This is a genomic window from Streptomyces sp. NBC_01320 (assembly GCF_035974375.1).
Lineage (GTDB): Bacteria > Actinomycetota > Actinomycetes > Streptomycetales > Streptomycetaceae > Streptomyces > Streptomyces yanii.
Window position 1 is genome coordinate 2,872,308 of the sequence record NZ_CP108390.1, and the last position, 21,552, is coordinate 2,893,859.

Below are 21,552 nucleotides of genomic sequence, written 5' to 3' on the forward strand. Positions count from 1 at the left end.
CGGTCAGGCCGCCTTCTCGGTGGCTGCGTCCGCCAGCGCGCGGGCGACGGTGACGGGGCGCTCGATGAAGCCAGTGCGGTGGAAGATGTCGGCGGCTTCCTGCTGTTCGGCGATGAACGCGTCGGTGACGGGCTCGATCCGCCACGGCAGGGCGCGCAGCGCGGTCTCCCAGTCGTCGGCGGATCCACCGAGGTCGGCGGCGGCGATCTCGGCTGCTTGGCGGGGATGCGCGGCCGCCCAGTCATCGGCGCGCTGGAGTGCCCGGGTCAGCGCCTCGATGATCTCGGGGCGGCTCTCGGCGAGGTCGCGGCGGGCGAAGAAGACGGACCTGTCGGTGATGATGTCGCCGGTGCGGACGAGGGTGCGGAGTCCACCGGTGCGGCGGGCGGCGGCCAGCTGGGCGCCCTGGGCGACCCATCCGGCGATGGCGCCGGTGCGGAGCAGGTGTTCGCTGTCGTCGTTGCTGCGTACGGCGGTGATGTCGGTGGCGTACGAGAGTCCGGCGTCGTCGAGCGCCTTGGCGATCAGGTGGGTCTGCCAGGAGCCGATCGCGAGGTGGACGGTGGCGCCCTTGAGGTCGGCGACCGTATGGACGGGGCTGTCCTCGGGGACGAGGAGCGCACCGTGCTCGGGGCGCGGGGCGGAGACGGCGGTGTACACGATGTCGTGTCCGGTGGCCTGGGCGGTGACGGGAGGGGTGGAGCCGGTGCCGCCGAAGTCGATGACGCCCTGGGTGAGAAGTTCGCCGGTGCGGACGCCGTTCGTGTACGGGTGGAAGACGACGGTCTCGCCGAGCGGGGCCAGTTCCTCCTGGGCGAGGCCGAGACGGGAGAGGTGGTACAGGTGATAGAGGGACGGGTTGCTGCTGTGCACACCGATGGTGATGGTCATTCAGATCACTCCGACTTCGGTTCGGCCAGGGGTGGGTTCGACGGGGGCGGGTACGGGCTGCGGGGGCGCGGCGACGCCGAGGTCGTCGAGCAGACGTCGGCGCAGTGCGGCGAACGCCGGGTCGCCCGGGTCGCGAGGCCGGTCGACGGTGACGGTCTCGTCGGTGATGAGCCGGCCGTCGCGCAGGACGGCGACGCGGTCGGCGAGGCGTACCGCTTCGTCGACGTCATGGGTGACGAGGAGTACGGCAGGGCGGTGGATGCGGCAGAGCTCCCCCACCAGGTCCTGCATCTTCAGCCGGGTCAGGGCGTCGAGGGCGGCGAACGGCTCGTCGAGCAGGAGGAGTTCGGGTTCGCGGACCAGAGCCCGGGCGAGGGCGACGCGTTGGGCCTCGCCGCCGGACAGGGTGGCGGGCCAGGCGTCCGCGTGCCGCTCGAGGCCGACTTCGGCCAGGGCGCGCAGCCCGTGTGCAAAGTGGCTGCGCGGCAGGGCGACCGTCACATTGGCGAGGACCTTCTTCGACGGGACGAGGCGGGGTTCCTGGAAGACGATGGTGCGGGCCTCCGGGACGAGCACCTCTCCCCCGTCGGCGCCGTCGAGGGCGCCGAGGATGCGCAGCAGTGTGGTCTTGCCGCTGCCGCTCGCCCCGAGCAGGGCGACGAACTCGCCGCGTGTGATGTCGAGTTCGAGGCCGTCGAGCACGGCCCGGTCGCCGAAGACGCGACGCAGGTCCCGTACCCGTACAGCAGGCGTGGTCGGCGTGTCGGTGGTCATCGGGAGGCTCCCTGTGGGGTGCGCCAGGGCATCAGGACCCGTTCCAGCAGGCGTACGACGATGTCTGCGGCCAGTCCGAGGAGCCCGTAGACGAGGATGCATACGGCGAGGATGTCGGTGCGGGCGTAGCTCTGCGCCTGGGACATCAGATAGCCGATGCCTGCGGTGGCGTTGATCTCCTCGGCGGCGATCAGCGCGATGACGCTCAGCGTCATGGAGAGCCGCAGTCCGGCGAGCAGGGACGGCAGGGCGCCGGGCAGGACGACCTCACGGACGATCGCGAGGCGGCCCATTCCGAAGCTGCGCATGGCCTCGATGAGCTTGGGGTCGGTGTTGCGTACGCCACTGGATGTGGACACATACATCGGGAAGGTGGTGGCGACCGCGATGAGCAGGATCTTCGCCGTCTCGTTGATCCCGAACCAGACCATGAAGAGCGGGACGAGGGAGAGGAAGGGGATGGTGCGCAGGGTCTCGAGGGAGGAGTCGAGGAGTTCGTCGCCGAGGCGGGTGAAGCCGGTGGTGATACCGAGGGTCAGGCCGGCGGCCAGGCCGATGAGCAGGCCGATTCCGGAGCGTGTGAGGGAGGTCGTGAGCGCGTCGGGCAACTGCCCGTTTCCCCACAACTCACTTACAGCACGGAGGACTTCGGCGGGCGAGGCGAGCACGTCGGGGGTCAGCAGTCCGGTGGCGGAAGCCACCCACCAGAGCGCCAGGAGCACCACCGGGCCGAATGCGCGGACGGTCACGGCGTAGAAGCGGCTGCGCGCCTTGCGGAGCTGGGGGCGCGGGGTGACAAGACCGTTCGCGGTCGTCTTCGGTGGGGCGCTCATGTCAGCTTCTCGATGTCGAGGAGATGCGCCGCCACATCGACCTCGGTCTTCGTGACCTTCTGCTCGGCGTAGAAGGCGGAGACGGCTTCGAAGCGCTTGATGTCCTCGGGGCCGATCGGTTCGACCGTGGCGCCCTTGCCGATGAACTCGGTCTGTACCTCTTTGGCCTTGCCGGTGACGGCGGTCGGGCCGGCGTCGGTGAAGACGTTGAGGTACGGGGCCGGGTTCTGCTTCTCCTTGACGCTGCCGTCGTGAAGGTACTGGTAGAGCGCCTTCACGATCTCCGGGTGCTGTTCGGCGAAGCCCGTACGGACCGCATTGAGGCTGTAGTTGTCGGAGCCGATCGCCGCGCCGTCGGCGACGAAGTGGGCCTTGCCGCTACCGATCTCGGCGACGGCGTAGGTCGCCCAGACGGACCAGGCATCGACCTTGCCCGCGTTGAAGACAGCAGCGGTCTGGTCGGGCCGCAGATAGACGCGCTTGACCTTGTCGGCAGGGATGTCGGCTTTGGCGAGCGCCTTGAGGAGCAGGTATTCGCCGGTACCGCCCTGATTGACGGCGACCCTCTTGCCGACCAGATCCGCGACGGAGTCGATCCCCGAACCGTTCCTGACGAGAATCCCCTCACCGGCCGCGTCGGGGTCGACCGCAGTGAAGAACTTGAAGCCGGGCCCCTGCGCGAGCGAGGTGATGCCGGAGGTGATGGAGCCGGTGGCAATGTCGAGCTGGTCGGCGTTCATCGCCTGGGCGGCCGGGGCGAAGGGCCCCGCGCTGCCGGTCCACTCCACCTTCGCGCCCACCTCGGCGAGCGCCCTGTCGAGGCTGCCGTCCTTCTTGCCGAGTGCGAGCACACCGGAGTTGCCGGGGTCGGGGATGCGCACGGACACCGCACCCTTGGAGCCGGATCCGGAGCCGGATCCGGTGCTGCCGCTGTCGGCTTCGGAGGTGCCGCAGGCGGTGAGTGCGACGAGGGCGGTGGCCGTGAGGAGCGCGGGGGCGACAGCCGAACGGAGGCGTGGTCGGGGGAAGTTCATGGTGATCGGTTCCTCGGGGCTCAGGGGGCGGAAGGACGGTGGGCGGGTTGCAGCCGGGCCAGGGCTGCGGCGCGGCGCAGCGGTTCGGGTTCGGCCCAGGCCGTGACGTCGACGGGTTCGGGCAGGAACCCGTGTGCGCGGAGTCCTGCCTCCTGCTCGGCGAGCAGGGCGAGGCGCTGGTCGGACAGGTCGGGGTGGAGGGTCAGATGGGTGCCGGGCCGGTAGGCGCCGGCAACTCCGGCGGCGCCCGCCCCGGTCTCGGAGCCGAGGATGCGGGCCACCTCGTCGGGCTGTCCGGTGGCCCAGTCGGCGGCCCTGAGCAGGACGGCGAGGAATCGGTCGACGAGGTCGGGGTGGTCGTCGAGCAGCTGCTGGTGGACGGTGATGGGGCGCGGGGTGCCGTTGTTGATGCGGAACCTGCGGTCGGGCAGCTCATCGAGCTCGACGGCGACCTCGGCACCGGCCCGCCGCGCCGCCTCGACGGCAAGCGCGCCCTTCACGTACACGGCGTCGACGTCGCCGCGGCGCAGCGCGGCCAGCTCGGCGGCCCACTGGCCGTCGTGCTCGTCGGCGGGCACGACGACGAGCGTGGCGTCGTCGAGCGTGTGACCGGCGGAGGCGAGCGCCCCTTCGAAGCCGCGTAGGGCCATGGCCCGCCAGAAGTCGATGGCGATCGAGTGCCGGGGCACGGCGAGACGGAGCCCGCGCAGCGCGTCGGCCCCTCGGATCCCGGAGCCCGGCGCGACCAGCACGGTCTGCCGTTCCTCGATCCAGGTGAGCCCGATCAGGCGGGTCCGCTCCCCCCTCGAGCGGGCCCACAACGCGGGAACGTTGCCGCCTTCCCTGAAGAGGCCGGGCAGGGCGTGGGTGAAGTGGGCGGCGCGGTCGGCGTCGGGTGCGGCGTCCTGGAGGGAGCGCACGGTGATTCCGTCGGGGGTGAACTCGTCGGCCAGCCACTGCCGGTCGGCTGCGATACCGGTGGCGGTGGGCACGGGACAGCGGGTGAACCAGAGGGTGTGAGGCAGGACGGCATGCGTCATGAAGTCTTCCCGGAGGATCGGCGAAGCAAGGGAGGGCGGCGCGGCAGGTCACGTGTCCCGTACGGGCATGGTCACGGTGACGCGGTCCCGGCCCGTACCGGAACAGCACGGCAGGCACGGGGAGGGGCGCCGGATGACGAGGGGGAGAAGATCAGCGACAGGCGGCGCTGGCGACGCGCGCCAGGTCGATGTGACGGCGCAGCGTGAGGGCGAGCGGGGCGGGAGCGGCAGGCGTACGGGTCGCGGTTCGGCGGCCGGCCATGGCACTGCTCCCTTCTGCTCGTCGGTGGTGACGGCAGCAGCCTGACACGGACGCCCGTCCGCTCACAACTCGCTTCCCATGATGTGGGATTGAGTATGAACAGAGTGTTTCACGGCCTCGTTAACACGCCTCTTCCCTCCCGTAGTGTGGCAACTGACCGTCCCACCTTTCCCCACCCCACGAGCAGAGAGTGATCCCGACATGACCGAGGTCGCGGCAGTGCGTGTCCCGGGCGGCGCGCAGGCGGTCCAGCGTGCCCTGGACGTCCTGCACTGTTTCCACGACAACGGGCCCGACCTCAGCGCCTCCGAACTGGCCCGCCGTCTGGAGCTCTCGGTCTCCACGGCGCACCGGCTGGCCCGCACGCTGCTCGGCGCGGGATTCCTGGAGCAGGACGCCCGTACGTCCCGCTACCGGCTCGGCCCGGCCGTGACCGAGCTGGGCCGGCTCTCGTACCACCAGCGCGGTCTGCATCTCGCCGCTCCGGAACTGAGTGATCTGGCCGAGCGCACCGGCGCGACCGCCGATCTGGCGCTGCGCAGCGGTCCCCATGCGGTGATCGTCGCGGGAGGCTCGGTCACGCCCAAGGTGGGGCTGCGCCGCCCGCTGCACTCCACCGCGCTCGGCAAGGTACTGCTGGCCTGGGCGCGGCCGGGTGAGGGCGGGCCGTCCTCGCTCCCTCCGCTGCCCGCCTTCACCGACCGCACGATCGTCGAACCTGCCGCCCTGGAAGCCGAGTTGGCCCGCGTACGGGACGACGCCTACGCGCTCAACGACGGCGAGTCGGCATACGGGGTACGCACGTTGGCCGTCCCGGTGCTGGACGGCGCCGGTCATGCGCGGTTCGCCCTGGCGGTACGGGCGACGCCTGAGGTGATCACGGAGGCGCGCACCGAGTGGTTCCTGGTGCAGGCGCGGTCCTGCGCCAGGGCACTGGAGGTCCTGCTGCTGTCCCCCGCCGAACGCCGTCCGCCCGCGTCCTGACCGCGCACCGGGGTTCTCGCTCCGCCGAGCCCGCACCGTCATCGGCCCATGGCACGATATGTCTCACTCGGGCAGCTGCCGGGCAAGGCGGCAGCGGGGCTGCGCGGACAGAGGAACGTACATGACAGAGGCCGGGGAGACCCGTACCGGGGCGAGGGACACCGGGGCGCCGACGGGGAAGGCGGCCCGGGAGCTGATCGCCGAGGCCGAACGGCTGCTCGACGCGGCGCGTGCCGTGCTGGCCGACCACACCCGCGCGACCGACGCCATACACGCTGCCCTCACCCCGATCCTCGACTCCCTGATCCACCGTGAGCTGGCCGCGATCCCGGTCTCCCGGCTCAAGGACGTCACCGAGGGCCGACTGCGCCTCGGCGCGGTCGAGCAGGCCGGCTACACGACGGTCGGTCAGGTCCATGAGGCCAATCGGTACGAGCTCCGCCAGATCCCCGGCGTCGGTGCGCAGACCGCCGATCAGGCACTCGCCGCCGCGGGCCAGATCGCGCACGCGGTCCGGGACACGGTCGCCGTCCGGATCGACGTGGAGGCGACCGACGAGTCCACGACCGCCCTCGTCATGGCGTTGCACCGGCTGGTCGAGGCGGGTCCGGACGTCCGGCGGGCCGTGGACGCGGCCCGGCGGCTCGTCGGGCAGCTGGAGCCGCTGCTCACCGAGGCCGGACCGGCCCGCGGGCGGTTGCGCATGCTGTTCGCCCGGCGGCAGGCCCGCACGGCGGCGCTCACTGCCGTCGCCTCTGTCCGGACCGTGGTCGCGGACGCGACGGAGCGCGGGCTTCCGCTGCTGTTCGGGCAGGTGTCGGCCGATCTGCTGCGCGCCCCGGAGTCGGACCTCGCGGCGTGGGTCGACTTCGAGCTGCGGTCCGCCGAGTACTACAGCCTGCTCGCCGAGATGTCGGGCACGCACCCCGACCGGGACGCCGCCGAGGGGTTCCTTCCGTCAGGTATCGCCGACCGGGTACGCGGGCTACGGCTCGACGATGCGCATCTGCGGGTCTCCCTGCGGGGCTACCAGTCGTTCGGGGCGCGCTTCGCGCTCGCGCAGAAGCGGGTGATCCTCGGCGACGAGATGGGGCTCGGGAAGACCGTGCAGGCGATCGCCGCGCTCGCGCACCTCTCGGCGCGGGGCGAGACGCACTTCCTGGTGGTCTGCCCGGCGAGCGTGCTGATCAACTGGGTGCGGGAACTCCGGGCCCGGTCCACCCTGCGGGTGCTGCCGGTGCACGGCCCCGAGCGGCAGGCGGCGTTCGCCGATTGGCGCGAGCGCGGCGGGGTCGCCCTCACCACCTTCGACGCCCTGCACACCCTCCCGGCAGCCCGGGACGGCGGGAAGCGGCCCGGCATGCTGGTCGTCGACGAGGCGCACTACGTCAAGAACCCCGCCACCCGCCGCTCGCGCGCGGTCTCCGGCTGGGCGGGACGCACCGAACGGGTGCTGTTCCTGACCGGTACGCCGATGGAGAACCGGGTCGAGGAGTTCCGCAGTCTGGTCCGCCATCTCCAGCCCGAACTCGCCCCGTCGATCAGGACCACCCACGGGGTGGCCGGTTCGCACGCCTTCCGCCGCGCTGTCGCACCCGCCTATCTGCGGCGCAACCAGGAGGATGTGCTGACCGAACTCCCGGCGCTGGTACAGGTCGACGAGTGGGAGGAGTTCAGCGACGCCGATCTCGATGCCTACCGGGAGGCGGTCGCCGCCGGACAGTTCATGCGGATGCGCCGGGCCGCGTACGCCCGCCCGGAGACCTCCGCGAAGCTGAACCGGCTGCGCGAGCTGGTCACGGAGGCCGCCGGCAACGGGCTCAAGGTCGTCGTGTTCTCCTACTTCCGCGAGGTACTCACCACCGTCCGGGAGGCCCTGGACCACGGGGTGTTCGGGCCGGTCTCCGGCAGCGTCCCGGCCGCCCGGCGGCAGGAGCTGATCGACGAGTTCAGCACGGTGGACGGCCACGCGGTCCTGCTGAGCCAGATCCAGGCCGGGGGCGTCGGGCTGAACATGCAGGCCGCGTCGGTCGTCATCCTCTGCGAGCCACAGATCAAGCCGACCATGGAGCACCAGGCCGTGGCCCGCGCCCACCGGATGGGGCAGATACGCACGGTCCAGGTGCACCGGCTGCTCGCGACGGACAGCGTCGACCAGCGAATGCTGGACATCCTGGCCCGCAAGGAGCGACTGTTCGATGCGTACGCGCGGCGCAGCGACGTCGCCGAGACGACGCCGGATGCCGTGGATGTGTCGGACGGAAGCCTGGCCAGGCGCATCGTCGAGGAGGAACAGCTGCGCCTGGCGACGGGGCCGACGAAACCCTGACCGGATTCTTTCGGCCTCGGTCCGTCGGCCTCAGGTCTTGTCGGTCATCGCCTGGTCGTTCATCGGCGTGTCGGCCTTCGTGTCATGCATGGCATGGGGGTCGTATCCAGGGACCGTGCCGTCCGCCTTGGCGACCAGCAGCAGTCCGGCCATACCCATGTCGGAATGGCTCTGCACATGGCAGTGGTACATCCAGGCACCCGCGCCCACGTGTTCGCCCGCGATGACCTGGAAGCCGAAGGAGTCCGCGGGGCCGACGATCTTCGTGTCGATCACGCGGCTGGGGTCGTCGGGCCCGGTGAGCAATCCGGTGCGGTTGTCCGCCCAGCGATGACCGTGGATGTGGAACGTGTGGTAGTAATCGCCGTGCGTGATCATGACCACTTCGAGCCGGTCGCCCACGGTGGCCTCGAAGTTGGGGCTGTCGTGGGCCGCTCTGTTGTTGATCGTCATGTCGTTGAAGACAATCGTGATGGTCTTGTCCGGCAGGATGTCGCCCTTGCGCCGGACGACCACGGGGCCGTACAGCCCCTTGCGGATGCCGCCCGTGCCGTGGTCCGTCCCGACGACATGGTCGTGATAGTGCCAGTAGCCCGCGCTGCCGGGCTGCCACGTGCCGTCCTTCCGGCGGCCCGGCGCGTGGGTGCGCCAGGTGTACGTACGCGTGCCGCCCGGCTCGACGATGCTGTTGTTCATCCGGGTGCCGTCGCTCGCAATGTCGTAGTCGACACCGTGCACGTGCAGGCCGGCTGCCACATCCATCGTGTTCTCGAACTCGATGTGCAGGGTGTCGCCCTCGTTGATCTCGATGAGCGGACCGGGGACCGACGCCTTGCCCTTCTCCAAGCCGTACCCCATCCGCCCGTCCGCCAATTTCTCGGCGTACAGCTCGAGATGACGGATCACGCCTCCCGCCGGAGCGGTCCTCGGCGGGGGCTCCGCCGAATTGGCCTCGATCGATCCGAGCGACAACGATGTCACGCCGGTCACCGCCGCGACCCCGCCCCCCACCAGGAACCGGCGGTTGAAGCTCCTTCGATCCATGTCGAACTCCCCACTGCTAGACGGGTGTTACGGAGACTTTCGGAGACCGTCGGGGCACAGGTGGCTCCCGGGACGGGCCATACCGCAGCCCGGGGATCTTCATTTATTCACACTAAGGACAAGGTTCGCGCCACCGCTGCCATGGCTGTTGGCGAGTCGCGAAAAGAGGTCTGGCGTTATCGGCTGTTGCAGTGACCAAAGAGGGGTTCACAACTGCTGGGCAGGCACATCGTTTTGGCGAACATGAACACGATTGGGTGATCGGTGTGACGATCTGCGGGTATGCCCGGCGAGGTGTGCGTAACGTTCTCCGTGCGATCTGGGACGCCGGGTGTGGTGTCAGCAGTCGGGGCCCCCGTTCTACCGGAGAGATGGTTCGGGGCCTCCCCATCGCCTCCGGCCACACCCACATGGCCAGGTCGTAGGGATTCCGCCCGCCCGGGACGGACCGCATACGGGATATGCGTAGCCGCCCAGAACGCGAAAGCGGAGGACCAGCGCGCCCAAGACCGTTCGGGGCGTGCCGGTGAGACAGGACTCACTCCTGCCCACCGCCCAGGAACGGTGGGTGACCACATGCAGCGCACACCACATCACAGGTCCAGATCGCGACGCACACTCGCGGCGCTCCTCCGGCTACATCGGACTCCAGGTCCACAGCACCACTGATGTGATCTCGTACCGCGACATCCGGATCCAGGAGCTGTAACCGCTCGGGGAAGGTCAAGAGGCCGTGGCCGCATGCTGAGGCATGCGGTCACGGCCTCCGGGGTGCCGGTGGCGCCATACCCAGAACACCGTGCAGGAGACCAGTGACCAGCCGGCGAGCACCAGGTAGGGGAAGATCCGCTGGTGCCCCTGGTAGTAGACGGCGGCGTGCTGAGCGTTGACCGAAGCGCCCGGGGGGAGCCAGCGGCCGATGAAGCCCAGCACCGACGGCAGCAGCGGCCAGGACACCGCACCGCCGGAGGACGGGTTGCCGAGCAGCACCATCAGTCCCCAGGTGGGGATCATCGCCCAGCGCCCCATCAGGGTGTTGAACATGGTGAAGACCATGCCCGTGGTGAACATCGTGAAGGCGAGGATCATCCACGACTGGACGAACGGCAGATCGACGGAGCCGAGCAGCCAGTCCACCACGGCGGCGATCGCGAAACCGCCGAGCAGCGCGTACGCGACGGTGAAACCGATCCGCTCCAACGGGTTCAGCCCCTTGGCGTGCACACTCAGCTGGATGGCGCCGACGAAGCCGATGACGACTGCGGCGAGCGAGATGTAGAAGAGAGCAAGGCCACGGGGGTCACCCCGTTGCAGTGGTTTCACATCGGTGACCTTGACCGGCACATGGGTCGCTTCCGCCACCTTCAGTGCGGACTCTGCGAGCAGCTGGGCGACCGAGGCTCCGGACGCGCTCGCGACATCGAGGGCGACCCCGCCGTTCGCGGACCGCAGGACGGCGAAGACCTTCTGCTCCTCCAGTGCGATGCGGGCCTCGGCTTCGGTGGCGTACTCGCGCAGTACCAGCGAGGTGTCGAGTGCGACCTCCAGCCGGGCGAGGAAGGCCCTGTCGCGCAGCGAGTCGAGGCCGCCGACCACGGCGGCCGGGATGTTGCGCGGGGTCGGATTGGCCATCGCGTACGTGTAGGACCCGGCGAAGAGGCCGGCCGCCGCCGCGATGATGAACAGCAGCACGACGGCGGGCAGATACGGGGATTCCTTGAACGCCCCCCAGCTGTCACCGCGGGTCCGGGGGCGGGCGTGCTCCCCGTGCGGCGTGACGGGCTCCAGGTCGGGCGCGCTCATGCCTCCCCGTCCTCGTCGCGCCGGGCACGGCTCGGCTGGACCCGCTTGGGTTCGCCGGGCATCTTCGGGTACTCCGGCGGATAGGGCATGTCGCCGAGCCCGCGCTCCCGCTCGTCCCGGTCCGCCAGTTCCAGCAGCCGGTCGAGCCGGAAGGCGTGGTCGTCCATGTCCGCGTGCACGTCGCCGACCTCCCTGTACCGCCTCGGCATGGTGCGGATGTCGAAGTCCTGCGGCTCGGCGTCGTCGATCTCGTCCCATCGCAACGGCGCCGAGACCGGGGCGTGCGGGTGGGGTCGTACGGAGTAGGCGGAGGCGATCGTCCGGTCGCGGGCGGTCTGGTTGTAGTCGACGAAGATGCGCTCGCCGCGCTCCTCCTTCCACCACGCGGTGGTCACCCGGTCCGGCATCCGGCGTTCGAGTTCGCGCCCGGCCGCGATCGCCGCGCGACGGACCTCGGTGAAGGTCCAGCGGGGTACGACGGGGACGAAGACGTGGATGCCGCGGCCGCCGGAGGTCTTGGGCCAGCCGCGCAGACCGTGGTCGTCGAGGACGACGCGCAGCTCATGGGCGGCGGTGACCGCGTCGGCGTAGTCCGTGCCGGGCTGCGGGTCGAGGTCGATGCGGAGCTCGTCCGGGTGGTTGGTGTCGGCCTTCCGTACCGGCCAGGGGTGGAAGGTGAGTGTGCCGAGATTGGCCGCCCACAGGACGGCGGCGAGTTCGGTGGGGCAGATCTCGTCGGCGGGCCGGCCGCTGGGGAAGGCGATGCGGGCGGTGGGGATCCAGTCGGGGAGGTTCTTCGGGGCGCGCTTCTGGTAGAAGAAGTCGCCGTCGACACCGTCGACGAAGCGCTGGAGTGTGGTCGGCCGGTCCCGCAGGGCGCGCGTGATCCCGGCGCCCACGGAGAGGAAGTACTCGGCGACGTCCCTCTTCGTGTAGCCCTTCTCCGGGAAGTACACCTTGTCGGGGTTGGACAGCCGTACCGCCCGTCCGTCTGCATCCAGCTCCACCGCCGCGCCCATGGGGCCACGGTAGGCCGGGAGCTTGCATATGCCGCATATCGGGAGCCGTGTCGAGGTTTCCGGGCAAGAATCGGTCCATGGATCTGCCTGTGATGCCGCCCGTGAAGCCGATGCTCGCGAAGTCCGTGTCCCGGATCCCGCCGGGCATGCAGTACGAGGCCAAATGGGACGGCTTCCGGGCGATCGTGCACCGTGACGGCGACGAGGTGGTGATCGGCAGCCGCACCGGCAAGCCGCTCACCCGGTACTTCCCCGAGCTGGTCACGGCGGCCCGGGAGAATCTGCCGCCGCGCTGTGTGATCGACGGCGAGATCGTCGTCGCGTACGACGGGAAACTGGACTTCGACCGGCTCAGCGAACGCATCCATCCGGCCGATTCACGGGTGCGGCTGCTCGCCGAGCAGACGCCGGCCCGCCTGGTCGCCTTCGACATCCTCGCGTTGGGCGACGACTCGCTGCTCTCCACCCGGCAGGCGGACCGTCGAGCCGTCCTGGAAGCGGCGCTGTCCGGTGCCTCGGCCCCCGTCCATCTCGCCCCCGCGACCACCGACCCGGCCGTCGCCCAGGAGTGGTTCGAACGGTACGAGGGTGCCGGGCTCGACGGTGTCGTCGCCAAGCCGCTGGATCTGCCGTACCGCCCGGACGTCCGCGTCATGTACAAGATCAAGCACGAGCGGACCGCCGACTGTGTGGTGGCGGGGTACCGCTACCACAAGAGCGGACCGGTCGTCGGCTCGATGCTCCTCGGCCTGTTCGACTCCGGGGGCGCCCTGCAGCACGTCGGGGTCTGCGCGGCGTTCTCGATGACGCGTCGCGAGGAGCTGGTCGCCGAGCTGGAGCCGTTGCGGACGGAGTTCGCCGACCATCCGTGGGCGGCGTGGGCGGATGCCGCCGCGCACGAGACCGCCCGGCTGCCCGGTACGCCGAGCCGCTGGTCCGGGAAGAAGGACCAGTCATGGGTGGCGCTGCGTCCGGAGCGGGTGTGCGAAGTCGGTTACGACCACATGGAGGGCGACCGGTTCCGGCACACGGCCCAGTTCCGCCGGTGGCGGCCGGACCGCACACCCGGGAGCTGCACCTACGCGCAGCTGGAAGAAGTGGTGCGGTACGACTTGGCCGAGGTGCTGTCAGCCCGCTGATGCCGCGCCCGACGGGGTGGCGCAGGGGTCGTCGCCCGGGCTCGGGTCCGGTGACGGCGAGTCAGTGGCCCCGGCCGTGTCGGTCTGGGCCGGCGACGGGCTGTCCGTCGGGCAGCCGGGGTCCGTCGTGCCGGGATCGGGCTCCGAGGGGGTGGGGTCTGGGTCGGGGCTCGTCGTCGCGGGGGCGGTGGTGGCCGGTCCGCTGTCGGTCGGATCGGGGCTGCCGGGATCGGTCGGGTCGGTGGAGCCGCCCGGGTCCGGCGAACCGGAGTCCGTCGGCGACGGGGCAGGGGAGCCCGAGGACGTGGGGTCCGTCGGACAGGTGGGCTTCGGACCGATGATGATGCCGTCGCTCGGGCTGCCCGGTCCGCCGACCGGATGCGTCGGCTAGTCGGTGACTTCGCACATGGGGATTTAGGTCTCCAGCCAGCGGGGTCTGGTTTCATCGATGCCGAGGAGTTCGAGCAGGTGTGCTTGGACTCCTTGGCTGATGAGGATGGTGGGCGGGTCGGTGGCGGTGCCGGGGCGGAGCATGAGGCTGTCGAGGTGGTAGAGGATCATGCGTCCGGTGGGGCGGACCCTGCGGTTGTCGGGGTAGAGGCCGCTCATAGTCTGCTCGGGGCCCAGGGCCTGGCGTACTTGGCGTTCGATCAGGCAGAACACCAGCAGCGCGAGGCAGATCACGCTGATCAGGGCGGCGATGCGTCGATTGTGTTCCAGGAAGACCGGCGCGACCGCGAGCGGGCCCTTGAAGTCGCTGTAGCGGCGTTCGACTACGCCTTGGCCCTTGTAGCGCCGTAAGGCCTCGGCGGCGTCGGCCTGCTCGGGAGTGAGTCGGGTGACCAGGGCGTACCAGCCGTCGGCGGCGGCCTGCGCGTCCAGGACGTCCTGGTCGAAGTGCCAGGTCAGCGACGGGCGGCCGTCGGTATCGGTGGTGACGGTGGTGCGCAGGCAGCTCGCCACGCGGCGGGTCTTGGTGATCACGCCGATCCGGGCCTCGACCTTGGCGGCGGTGTTGTAGTAGCGGCCGCCGGCGGAACACTGCAGTTTGTCCAGGTCCTCCGCCGCCCTGGCCAGGCGTTTGGCACGGGCGGCCTGCTGGCCTTTGGCGTTGCCGGTGGAGTGGACCAGGATCCGCCGCAAGGTATGTACGGGATCACGCTTGCGGGGCCCGGCCATGACGTGGACGTCTTCCAGAACCCGGTAGGACTCCCGCTGATCGGCGGGGGTATTCCGCTCGCGGTCGCGGTCGTTGACGTAGCCGACCAGCTGAGCGGAGTCCACGTCCAAGGCGGCGTAGACCTCGTCCTTGACCTGGGCGGCCGGGAGCGGGGCGATGAAGTCGACCTTCGCGTCCAGCAGCGCGGTGATGTTCGGGTACGACACGAGCTTGGAGTCCGCGACCAGCAGGAAGTCCTTGCGGTCGGCGATCTTCCGCAGGGCCTTCATCGCGCCGACGACCTGGGCGACCTCGCCCGCGCCGCCGTCGTAGACCCGGTGGAAGAGCGGGATGCCGCCGTCGCGGCTGACGGCCAGCCCGGCCTGGATCTGCTTCAGGTCCACTCGCCGGTCCTTGGGGTGACCGTACCTGACCTGCGGGAAGCCTTCTTCCTGGTCCTCGTAGGCACCGAACAGCGACAGCGAGGTCATGTCCCAGTGAATCTGAGTGACATCGACGCCGAACTCCGTGATGGCCTGCGCGCCGACCGAGCCGGTGATCTCCTCCAGATTCGGCGCGATCGCGTCCAGCGCACGGACGAGCCGATCATCGTTGAGCAGCCCAGGCTCCACGCCGAAGACTTCCTCCACGGCCCACTTCCGTGCCCAGTCCTCCACCCGGACCATCGACGTGGGCGAGGACAGACGGTTGGCGACCAGCACCTCGATGACCTGCCCGTGGGTCAGATGCGCCACGTCCCGCACCGGGCACAGTTCGTCGATGATCCCGGCCACGTCCAGCCGGCGCAGAAACTCGGCAGAGGCAGGCAGAGCGCCCAGACGCCTCTCCACCACAGAGGTCAACTCCACCGCCATGCGGGGACGCTGGACCCGGGAACGACGTGTACGAGATATCGGCACATCCCACTCAACGAACCACACCCGTCCAGGTACCGGCCACATGACCGGATCATCCGATCCGGTCATGTGCGGAGGATGGGGCTAGTTCGGGCCGCCCGCACCGGGGCTCCTGGGGATGGTGCCCTCGGGTTGCCCCACCGGGGCGCGTACGGAGAAGTCGTCGGCCCGGCATCCCTAACGATCGTCGGCACGGCCGTCCGGGTCGTCGGGATCGCCGGACGTCAGCCACTGGTCGGTGACCGGGTGGTCCGGCATGGCCTCCACCATGTCGGTGAGCCGCGCGCAGAGACGCTTGATCTCGTCGTGGGTACGGTTTCGCTCGGTGATGACCGCCGCGAGCAGCAGCGCGGTCAGTGCCGTGGCGCCGTTGAAGGCCTGGAGCGTGACCATATTGGTGAAGAGGTCCCTATGGGCGAAGGGGCCGGCCCCACGACCGGCGGCCAGAATCGCCAGCGTGGAGACTCCGAGCGCACACGACGCGGCGCCGGCGCGTTCGAAGCGGAACGCGGCCCAGATCAGGAACGGGAAGACAAGGAAGAGCAGGGAGGCACTGCTGCTGCCCGTCACCAGGAGCGTGATCGCAAGAGTGCCGAGCAACAGGGCCGCCGCTTCGACCCACCGCCGGAGTGCCACACCCCAAGGCCACCGCGCCTCGCGAAGGACGAGCAGAAACGGTGCGACGACCAGCACACCCATGGCGTCGCCCGTCCACCACACCGACCACGTGGGCCAGAAATCGCCTGTGGACACGGCGCCGGAAAGCACCAGCACGCTGCTGCCCACGGTCGCACTGATGAGCATCCCGCCCAGGGCACCGATGAAGACCAGCGCCAGCGCGTCGCGCAGCCGGTCCAGGTCGTTGTGGAACCCCGCACGCCGCAGCATCAGATAGGAGCACACCGGTGCGAGCGTGTTTCCCACCATGATGACCAGAACGGTGAGAGCCGTCGGCCCGATGGACACGTTCGCCAGAAACGCCCCGATCGCAATGCCCGGCCAGATCCGGAGTCCGAAGACGAGCAGACCGGCCAGGGCAATGCCGGTAGCGGGCCAGAGCGGCGTGACTTGTCCGCGCACCAGTTGTTCGAGAAGGCCCAGCCGGGCGGCACCGTAGTAGGCGGCTGCGACAGCGAGGACCAGAAGAGTCGCGACGCCCTTGCGCCGAAGCTCCGGATTGGTCACCACGGCAGTCATCAGACACCACCTGGAAGGGCTCTACCGGCCAGGACGCGCCGGGAGCCACCTCGGTCGTTGCAGCGCGGAGCATGCATCGCGGGCCATGGCTACCCGGCGCCGGGGAGGCCGGCATATCGAACGACGAGGACGGCGGCATCGTCGCAGTGGCCCGTCAGATCGGCCACCTTCACCACTTCACCTGCCAGGTCGTCGGGATCGCCGTCGTAACCACTGCACACCCGCCGCACCACCTCCTCCAGCCCTTTCTCGATCGGGTAGGTCGGTCCTTCCACCACCCCATCGGTGACCATGACCAACGATCCCGGCTCCTCCAGCCGTCGTCGCGTCACCGGATAGATCTCCCCGGGGAGAATGCCCAGGGGCGGGCCGCCGCTGTCGAGGATGATGCCGGAGTGACCGGCGGACGTGGCCCAGACCATCGGAATGTGGCCTGCCCGGGAGATGGCGAGCGCGCCGCTGAGCGGGTCGAAGGTCAGGAAGCAGCAGGTCGCGAAAAGGCCGCAGCCCATGGAAATGAGCAGATCATTGGCGCGGCTCAGCACCTCGCCCGGATCGGTCGTGGCGCAGGCGAGGGCCCTCAGGCTGGTGCGGGCCTGTCCCATGAAGGCAATGGCTTCCACGTCGTGACCCTGCACGTCACCGATGGCGATCCCGACCGCCCCGTTCGTCATCGGAAAGGCGTCGTACCAGTCGCCCCCGACGTCGAGACCGTCATGCGAAGGGGTGTAGCGGGCCGCGATGGCCAGGCGGGGCAGCTGCGGAAGCTGGGGCGGGAGCAGATGGCGCTGCAATGCCTCGGCCAGTTCCACACGCGCCCGCTGGACCCTGATCCGCTCCAGCGCCTGGTCGACAAGACGCCCGAGGGTGAGCAGGGCTTCCTGTGCGCTGTCGGGATGGGTGGTGCGGTGTCGGCGCATGGCCCCTCCGGGGGCGTTCCTACATGACCCGTGTACCACCTTAGTTCTCTTCGCACCGGAGGGCCGGACTACTGGCCGACGGTGCAGAAAACCTCGACGGATGGGGTCACGGTTGTTGGTGCGACTCGTCCGCGTGGGAATACAGGAGATGCCCCGGTTCATGGTGATCACGTTCCCGGGGCCGGAGAGGAAGCCGTGAACAGGAGGTCCAGGTCTTCGCAAGCTGTTCCGCAGCCGGAGAACGGCGGGATCTCGATCTCTCCCTCCAGTGGTCCGCCGAGAAAGACATTGACGTATTTCGCTCCCCCATTGAGAACCACCTTGAAAGGCGTGGCCGTCCTGCAGTTGCTCCCCACATCCAAAGGAGTGCCATTGATCTTCACATCATAGAGGCGTAGGAATTGCCTGAAGGAGACCCAGGAATACGTCATCCTTTCGACGCCGGAACCGATATCTCCCGTGGAGATGGCGATCGGCCCGTTCTCGAACTTCACTTTCGCGGTCACCGGCTGAAATCCGAAAGTCAAAAAGGTGGATTCGACATCCGGAAGCTTCAAGTTTCCCAGCGAGTCAATGCGGATATAGCAACCACCCTTGGCTCTCGGAGAGCGATTCGCTGTGTGCTTGACCGCCATGAGGCCGATCAGCGCAGGACTGCGACTGGGGTCGTTGATCACCATGACCCCATTCAGCTTTCGCACATTGGCGATCCCGACCGCATAGGCGCAACCGAAGCTTCCACCCGTGGGACATCGGTCTCTCTGATGGGATCGCCCTCCGGCGGCTTCGGTGCGTCGCTCGGGTCCAACTGCCCTTGAGCCGGTTCGACCGGGCACGGATCGGCACCTTCGGCAGGCGTGTCTTTCGGGTCCACCGTGATGCCGTCACCGGATTGCGCGTCCGAGCCGCCGGGCTCCGCCGTGCCGGGCGCCTCGGACGGTTCAGCATCCGGGTCGCGCGACACCGCTGTGGTCGCAAGGTGCCCGTCCTGCTCCTCCGCCGGCTCACACGTCAGTGCTGCGAGGCCCGAGCCGCTCTCCTGACCCCATGTTGTCGCAGAACGCAGCTCGACCGTCAATTCCCCAGCGGTGAAGCTGACATCATCTGGAGCACCCACCGTCACGGACGGGACCTCTCCCGAGTGGACGAGCCGCACCTCGCCATCCGTGGGAAGCGGGGTGCCCGGAGCTCTGAGGTCCGCCCACGACGCTTCGGCCGACCGATCGCCGTGCACCACCTTCACTGTGAGCGTCGCTGTGCTCACCACCGCATCGGTACCCGTCGGGAGCAGCCCATCGAGATCGGTCCGCGACAGCGCCAGGGCGACTGTCGCGGGCCCCGGTTGGACCGGCCGTCGGACTGGAGGTCACCCGCGCGTACCCGGCGTACGCGCGACTGCTCGACGGACCGTACGAACAGGGCATCCGCGTCGGCGTGGAACAGAGCATCTCCGTCTTCGTGGACCAGGTCGCCGAACCGGCCGCCCCCTCCGCACTGCGCGATGAAATGCGCCGCAGGTTCGGCCGGTTCGAGGTGTACGAGGGGCGGAGCGAACTCATCGATACGGGCGTCATCGACGACGCGCCCGTCGTCCTCTGCCAGGACCACCTCATCACCCTGTGGCTCCTCTCCGACCCGGTCCTCCTCGACCAGCTCGCCCGGCGCGAACTCGCGCCCATCGCGGAGATCAGCGCCAACCGGCGCGAGCGGCTGATCGAGACGCTGCGGATCTGGCTCGAAACCCGCGGCACCGCCGCCCAGCTGGGCGAGCTGCTCGACGTACACACGCAGACGGTCCGTTACCGGATGCGCAATCTGGAGACCATCTTCGACGAGCAACTCGTCGACCCCGAGTCGCGGTTCTCGACCGAGGCAGTGCTGCGTGCGATGCAGCTGCGCACCCGCAGCGACGACGCGCCCCTCTGATCGGCGCAGCGCGGATTCCGACCGAGCACGTACCTCACGTGGAGTCAACTTACTTACGGGTAAGGGAAAATAGCCGGTCACTCTCAAACGGTTGCCAGACGGAGACGTTCTCAATGAGAAACCCGGAACTGCGTCCCGTTACATAAGGAGGAGTCGACCGCCCACCCGGCGGCCGCGGAGCACCACCTCCTGGTCAACCATCCGAGAGGGAACCCCCATGACCGCCTCGCACCTCCTCATCCCCGTGCCGATCCCGGACCGGGTCGCCGAACTGATCGGGTCCTGCATCCCGCCGCACATCGTGCAGGCGGAGTTCGACGCCGAGTGCGCCGCACGGGAGGTCCGCAGGTTCCGCGGCCCCCGGCTAGGCATCGAGGACCAGGCCGATCGCGAGCAGGCCTTGTCCGAACTGGCCCGGGCCAACAAGGTCCTGGCCGCCCACCATCCCCGGCTGGCGGTGTGCCCCGGCAGCTCCTGGTGACTGACCCGCATCCCGCCCGCTCCGCGTCTCCCTTGCGAAGGGACGGCACGGCCCTACATTACTCCAAAGTAAGTTTACTTTAGAGTAATGAACTGGCGTGGCCGACAACACCAGCGGCAACCTCGTCGACGCTCTGGCCGGACTCGACTTCTCGGTCGTCTCCCTCGAGGAGTTCGCGCGGATCGTCAAGGGACTGTCCGTCGAGCAGCTCGGTGAAAGGTCATGCACGGCGAACTCCGCGCCCGCATCCTGCGGGAGGTCCTCGGCCGGATGAAACAACAGTTCCGCCCGGAGGCCGCGGGACAGCCCCAGGCGCTCATCCGCTGGAAGATCACCGCGGACGACGGCCGGGGCGACGATGTTTTCGAGACCTCCATCTCCGGCGCCGCATGCCGCGTCAGCGAGGGCCACTCGGAGGCCGAGCCGCGTACGACGCTCGTGATGGGTCCGGCGGAGTTCCTCAAGCTCGCCTCCGGCAACGGCAATCCCATGAACATGTTCATGATGCGCAAGCTGAAGGTGGCCGGTGATGTCGGCCCGGCCTCGTCGGGCGAGGATCTTCACCTCGAAGCACAGCCGCCGCCGGGCACCACACCTCCGCGGACGCGTCCGGAGACCGGCCCGACAGCCGACCGCGCCTGAGCCCCCCGCCCATGCGGACGAGGGGCTCTCTGCGGGCGCGATGCCTGGGGCCTCTCGTTCGGATCCTGTCGGGCTCACGGGGTCCGGCACGCACAACTGCCGTGTTGTCGCCGGTAGACGACGCTCCGCTCCCCGATCCAGCCTCATCCAAACGAAATACCCTAGTCGTGCTTGAGGGAGTCCTTCACACCCTTCACGCTTTCGCCCGCGTGGTGCACGGCACCTTTGACCTGGCCCTTGGCCTGGTCCGTCTTGCCTTCGACCTTCTTGCTTCGGTCGCCGGTCATCTTGCCCATGGCTTCCTTGGCCTTGCCCTTGGCCTTGTCCTTGGCGCTTCCGCTACTCACTACAGCTCCTTGGATCGTACGGATTGTGCCTGCCTAACGTAGGACACATCGACCCATACCGCCTGCCGTGGGATGGGCGACCCCACCGATTCCGCCGCCCCGAACCCGTTGTGGCACCGGCGCCGAACCGTAAGTGCGACCCTGCGCCCGCCCCGGCCACCCATCAGCGCCGATCGAGACGCCGTAGGGGATGGCCGGGTGAGACGCGAAACCCCTACGATCACATGCGACCGACGCACAGGGGGGCGACGTCGGCCACAACCTCGCATGCGTGCCCCCAGGGGAGATTCCATGCGACCAACCACCCTTTCCGCGCTGGCAGTCGTCACGACACTCGCCTCGGCACTGCTGGGTGCCGCGCCCGCCTCCGCCCAGACCGCAGCACCCGGGAAGGACGGCTGGGCGCCCTCCCCCACCCCATCGTTCGACTATCCGGCCGGAGCCCGCTGCGACTTCCCCATCCACACCGAACCGATCGTCGACGAGGTCGTGAAGAAGGTACTGGTCGCCCATCCGGACGAATCCCCCTCGAAGATCGCGTTCAGGGGCGATCTGGTCGTCCGGGTCACCAACACCGACACCGGCGCCTACTACGACGCCGATGCCGGTGGCAGCGCGATCGTCGACATCCACACCGACCACTCGCAGCTCTGGCACGTGGTCGGGCCGGTGCTCGTCGGCGTGGGTGAGAACAACGGCAATCTGCCACGCGGCGAATACCGCATCGAGGCGTCTACACCCTCGCCATCAGCTCCACCGGGTACAGGACGCTGAATATGTTCAACGGGTCCACGGACGACGTCTGTTCGCG

Annotated in this window: 22 protein-coding genes and 2 pseudogenes; 9 read left to right on the forward strand and 15 right to left on the reverse strand. The window is 69.2% G+C overall.

The genetic code is table 11. From position 1 onward, the window contains the following. Nucleotides 1-3: 3 nt before the first annotated feature. From OG395_RS13475 to OG395_RS13500, 6 genes are all read right to left on the reverse strand, one after another. Entirely contained in the window at nt 4-891 is an 888-nt protein-coding gene (locus OG395_RS13475) for an ABC transporter substrate-binding protein (RefSeq protein ID WP_327243132.1), read from the reverse strand. Then, complete coding sequence (locus tag OG395_RS13480; RefSeq protein WP_327243133.1) at nt 892-1,665, reverse strand: ABC transporter ATP-binding protein; 774 nt, start codon at nt 1,663-1,665, stop codon at nt 892-894. It lies immediately after the preceding gene. Then, nucleotides 1,662-2,498 (reverse strand): ABC transporter permease, encoded by an 837-nt coding sequence (locus OG395_RS13485; RefSeq protein WP_327243134.1) that lies wholly within the window; start codon nt 2,496-2,498, stop codon nt 1,662-1,664. The genes OG395_RS13480 and OG395_RS13485 overlap by 4 nt, the downstream gene beginning before the upstream one ends. Then, nucleotides 2,495-3,532, reverse strand: coding sequence for an NrtA/SsuA/CpmA family ABC transporter substrate-binding protein (locus OG395_RS13490; RefSeq protein ID WP_327243135.1), 1,038 nt, complete (start codon nt 3,530-3,532; stop codon nt 2,495-2,497). The genes OG395_RS13485 and OG395_RS13490 overlap by 4 nt, the downstream gene beginning before the upstream one ends. 20 nt (nt 3,533-3,552) lie before the next feature. After that, the gene (locus OG395_RS13495; RefSeq protein WP_327243136.1) at nt 3,553-4,572 is read right to left on the reverse strand and encodes an ABC transporter substrate-binding protein; all 1,020 of its coding nucleotides are present in this window, start codon (nt 4,570-4,572) and stop codon (nt 3,553-3,555) included. A 151-nt stretch (nt 4,573-4,723) separates the two neighbouring features. Beyond that, on the reverse strand, nt 4,724-4,834 hold the full coding sequence (locus OG395_RS13500) for a putative leader peptide (protein ID WP_323135851.1): 111 nt from the start codon (nt 4,832-4,834) through the stop codon (nt 4,724-4,726). A gap of 201 nt (nt 4,835-5,035) precedes the next feature. Between OG395_RS13500 and OG395_RS13505 the strand changes: the two genes are divergently transcribed. After that, nucleotides 5,036-5,818 (forward strand): IclR family transcriptional regulator, encoded by a 783-nt coding sequence (locus tag OG395_RS13505; protein WP_327243137.1) that lies wholly within the window; start codon nt 5,036-5,038, stop codon nt 5,816-5,818. 121 nt (nt 5,819-5,939) lie between these two features. Continuing rightward, nucleotides 5,940-8,147: a DEAD/DEAH box helicase gene (locus OG395_RS13510; protein WP_327243138.1), complete on the forward strand. Its 2,208-nt coding sequence runs from the start codon at nt 5,940-5,942 to the stop codon at nt 8,145-8,147. A 30-nt stretch (nt 8,148-8,177) separates the two neighbouring features. Here the strand turns inward: OG395_RS13510 and OG395_RS13515 are convergent, their stop codons facing one another. Beyond that, nucleotides 8,178-9,191, reverse strand: a complete 1,014-nt coding sequence (locus OG395_RS13515; RefSeq protein WP_327243139.1) for a multicopper oxidase domain-containing protein — start codon at nt 9,189-9,191, stop codon at nt 8,178-8,180. A gap of 568 nt (nt 9,192-9,759) precedes the next feature. On the opposite strand from OG395_RS13515, the gene OG395_RS13520 reads away from it, so the two are divergent. Next, nucleotides 9,760-9,900, forward strand: coding sequence for a hypothetical protein (locus tag OG395_RS13520; RefSeq protein WP_327243140.1), 141 nt, complete (start codon nt 9,760-9,762; stop codon nt 9,898-9,900). A 14-nt stretch (nt 9,901-9,914) separates the two neighbouring features. Here the strand turns inward: OG395_RS13520 and OG395_RS13525 are convergent, their stop codons facing one another. Further along, nucleotides 9,915-10,994 carry an ABC transporter permease gene (locus OG395_RS13525; protein ID WP_327243141.1) on the reverse strand — a complete coding sequence of 360 codons (1,080 nt, stop codon included), beginning with the start codon at nt 10,992-10,994 and terminating at the stop codon, nt 9,915-9,917. Continuing rightward, nucleotides 10,991-12,013, reverse strand: a complete 1,023-nt coding sequence (gene ligD, locus OG395_RS13530) for a non-homologous end-joining DNA ligase (protein ID WP_327243142.1) — start codon at nt 12,011-12,013, stop codon at nt 10,991-10,993. Before ligD ends, OG395_RS13525 begins: the two co-directional genes overlap by 4 nt. A 77-nt stretch (nt 12,014-12,090) precedes the next feature. Here ligD and OG395_RS13535 point away from each other — a divergent pair, with 77 nt between their 5' ends. Both OG395_RS13535 and OG395_RS13540 read left to right on the forward strand, forming a co-directional pair. Further along, entirely contained in the window at nt 12,091-13,152 is a 1,062-nt protein-coding gene (locus OG395_RS13535; protein ID WP_327243143.1) for an ATP-dependent DNA ligase, read from the forward strand. Nucleotides 13,153-13,216: 64 nt separating this feature from the next. Continuing rightward, a complete protein-coding gene (locus tag OG395_RS13540; protein ID WP_327243144.1) occupies nt 13,217-13,543 on the forward strand; it encodes a hypothetical protein in 327 nt (108 codons plus the stop codon). 23 nt (nt 13,544-13,566) lie between these two features. Here the strand turns inward: OG395_RS13540 and OG395_RS13545 are convergent, their stop codons facing one another. The 5 genes and pseudogenes from OG395_RS13545 to OG395_RS13565 all read right to left on the reverse strand — a co-directional run. Continuing rightward, a complete protein-coding gene (locus OG395_RS13545) occupies nt 13,567-15,186 on the reverse strand; it encodes an IS1634 family transposase (RefSeq protein WP_327243145.1) in 1,620 nt (539 codons plus the stop codon). Nucleotides 15,187-15,405: 219 nt separating this feature from the next. Next, nucleotides 15,406-16,425, reverse strand: a complete 1,020-nt coding sequence (locus OG395_RS13550) for an MASE1 domain-containing protein (protein ID WP_327243146.1) — start codon at nt 16,423-16,425, stop codon at nt 15,406-15,408. Nucleotides 16,426-16,514: 89 nt separating this feature from the next. After that, complete coding sequence (locus OG395_RS13555; RefSeq protein WP_327243147.1) at nt 16,515-17,345, reverse strand: PP2C family protein-serine/threonine phosphatase; 831 nt, start codon at nt 17,343-17,345, stop codon at nt 16,515-16,517. Nucleotides 17,346-17,512: 167 nt separating this feature from the next. Beyond that, nucleotides 17,513-18,025, reverse strand: coding sequence for a hypothetical protein (locus OG395_RS13560; RefSeq protein ID WP_327243148.1), 513 nt, complete (start codon nt 18,023-18,025; stop codon nt 17,513-17,515). A gap of 8 nt (nt 18,026-18,033) precedes the next feature. Then, a pseudogene (locus tag OG395_RS13565) lies at nt 18,034-18,684 on the reverse strand (DUF6801 domain-containing protein); the annotation flags it as partial. On the opposite strand from OG395_RS13565, the gene OG395_RS13570 reads away from it, so the two are divergent. From OG395_RS13570 to OG395_RS13580, 3 genes and pseudogenes are all read left to right on the forward strand, one after another. Continuing rightward, the gene (locus OG395_RS13570) at nt 18,672-19,271 is read left to right on the forward strand and encodes a helix-turn-helix domain-containing protein (RefSeq protein WP_327249326.1); all 600 of its coding nucleotides are present in this window, start codon (nt 18,672-18,674) and stop codon (nt 19,269-19,271) included. The pseudogene OG395_RS13565 and the gene OG395_RS13570 overlap by 13 nt on opposite strands. Nucleotides 19,272-19,488: 217 nt before the next feature. Further along, the gene (locus tag OG395_RS13575) at nt 19,489-19,752 is read left to right on the forward strand and encodes a hypothetical protein (RefSeq protein ID WP_327243149.1); all 264 of its coding nucleotides are present in this window, start codon (nt 19,489-19,491) and stop codon (nt 19,750-19,752) included. A 97-nt stretch (nt 19,753-19,849) separates the two neighbouring features. Beyond that, nucleotides 19,850-20,298, forward strand: a pseudogene (locus OG395_RS13580) (SCP2 sterol-binding domain-containing protein); the annotation flags it as partial. Between the two features lie 257 nt (nt 20,299-20,555). Here the strand turns inward: OG395_RS13580 and OG395_RS13585 are convergent. Further along, entirely contained in the window at nt 20,556-20,741 is a 186-nt protein-coding gene (locus OG395_RS13585; RefSeq protein ID WP_266979140.1) for a CsbD family protein, read from the reverse strand. Nucleotides 20,742-21,032: 291 nt separating this feature from the next. Between OG395_RS13585 and OG395_RS13590 the strand changes: the two genes are divergently transcribed. Continuing rightward, nucleotides 21,033-21,515: a hypothetical protein gene (locus OG395_RS13590; protein ID WP_327243150.1), complete on the forward strand. Its 483-nt coding sequence runs from the start codon at nt 21,033-21,035 to the stop codon at nt 21,513-21,515. Nucleotides 21,516-21,552 lie beyond the last annotated feature (37 nt).

Coding starts and splice junctions, on each gene's coding strand:
- ligD (WP_327243142.1), bottom strand. CDS start 12,013: ATGGGCGCGGCGGTGGAGCTGGATGCAGACGGACGGGCGGTACGGCTG.
- OG395_RS13555 (WP_327243147.1), bottom strand. CDS start 17,345: ATGCGCCGACACCGCACCACCCATCCCGACAGCGCACAGGAAGCCCTG.
- OG395_RS13510 (WP_327243138.1), top strand. CDS start 5,940: ATGACAGAGGCCGGGGAGACCCGTACCGGGGCGAGGGACACCGGGGCG.
- OG395_RS13505 (WP_327243137.1), top strand. CDS start 5,036: ATGACCGAGGTCGCGGCAGTGCGTGTCCCGGGCGGCGCGCAGGCGGTC.
- OG395_RS13535 (WP_327243143.1), top strand. CDS start 12,091: ATGGATCTGCCTGTGATGCCGCCCGTGAAGCCGATGCTCGCGAAGTCC.
- OG395_RS13525 (WP_327243141.1), bottom strand. CDS start 10,994: ATGAGCGCGCCCGACCTGGAGCCCGTCACGCCGCACGGGGAGCACGCC.
- OG395_RS13590 (WP_327243150.1), top strand. CDS start 21,033: ATGCGACCAACCACCCTTTCCGCGCTGGCAGTCGTCACGACACTCGCC.
- OG395_RS13560 (WP_327243148.1), bottom strand. CDS start 18,025: ATGGTGATCAACGACCCCAGTCGCAGTCCTGCGCTGATCGGCCTCATG.
- OG395_RS13500 (WP_323135851.1), bottom strand. CDS start 4,834: ATGGCCGGCCGCCGAACCGCGACCCGTACGCCTGCCGCTCCCGCCCCG.
- OG395_RS13575 (WP_327243149.1), top strand. CDS start 19,489: ATGACCGCCTCGCACCTCCTCATCCCCGTGCCGATCCCGGACCGGGTC.
- OG395_RS13485 (WP_327243134.1), bottom strand. CDS start 2,498: ATGAGCGCCCCACCGAAGACGACCGCGAACGGTCTTGTCACCCCGCGC.
- OG395_RS13545 (WP_327243145.1), bottom strand. CDS start 15,186: ATGGCGGTGGAGTTGACCTCTGTGGTGGAGAGGCGTCTGGGCGCTCTG.
- OG395_RS13515 (WP_327243139.1), bottom strand. CDS start 9,191: ATGGATCGAAGGAGCTTCAACCGCCGGTTCCTGGTGGGGGGCGGGGTC.
- OG395_RS13480 (WP_327243133.1), bottom strand. CDS start 1,665: ATGACCACCGACACGCCGACCACGCCTGCTGTACGGGTACGGGACCTG.
- OG395_RS13490 (WP_327243135.1), bottom strand. CDS start 3,532: ATGAACTTCCCCCGACCACGCCTCCGTTCGGCTGTCGCCCCCGCGCTC.
- OG395_RS13475 (WP_327243132.1), bottom strand. CDS start 891: ATGACCATCACCATCGGTGTGCACAGCAGCAACCCGTCCCTCTATCAC.
- OG395_RS13495 (WP_327243136.1), bottom strand. CDS start 4,572: ATGACGCATGCCGTCCTGCCTCACACCCTCTGGTTCACCCGCTGTCCC.
- OG395_RS13550 (WP_327243146.1), bottom strand. CDS start 16,425: ATGACTGCCGTGGTGACCAATCCGGAGCTTCGGCGCAAGGGCGTCGCG.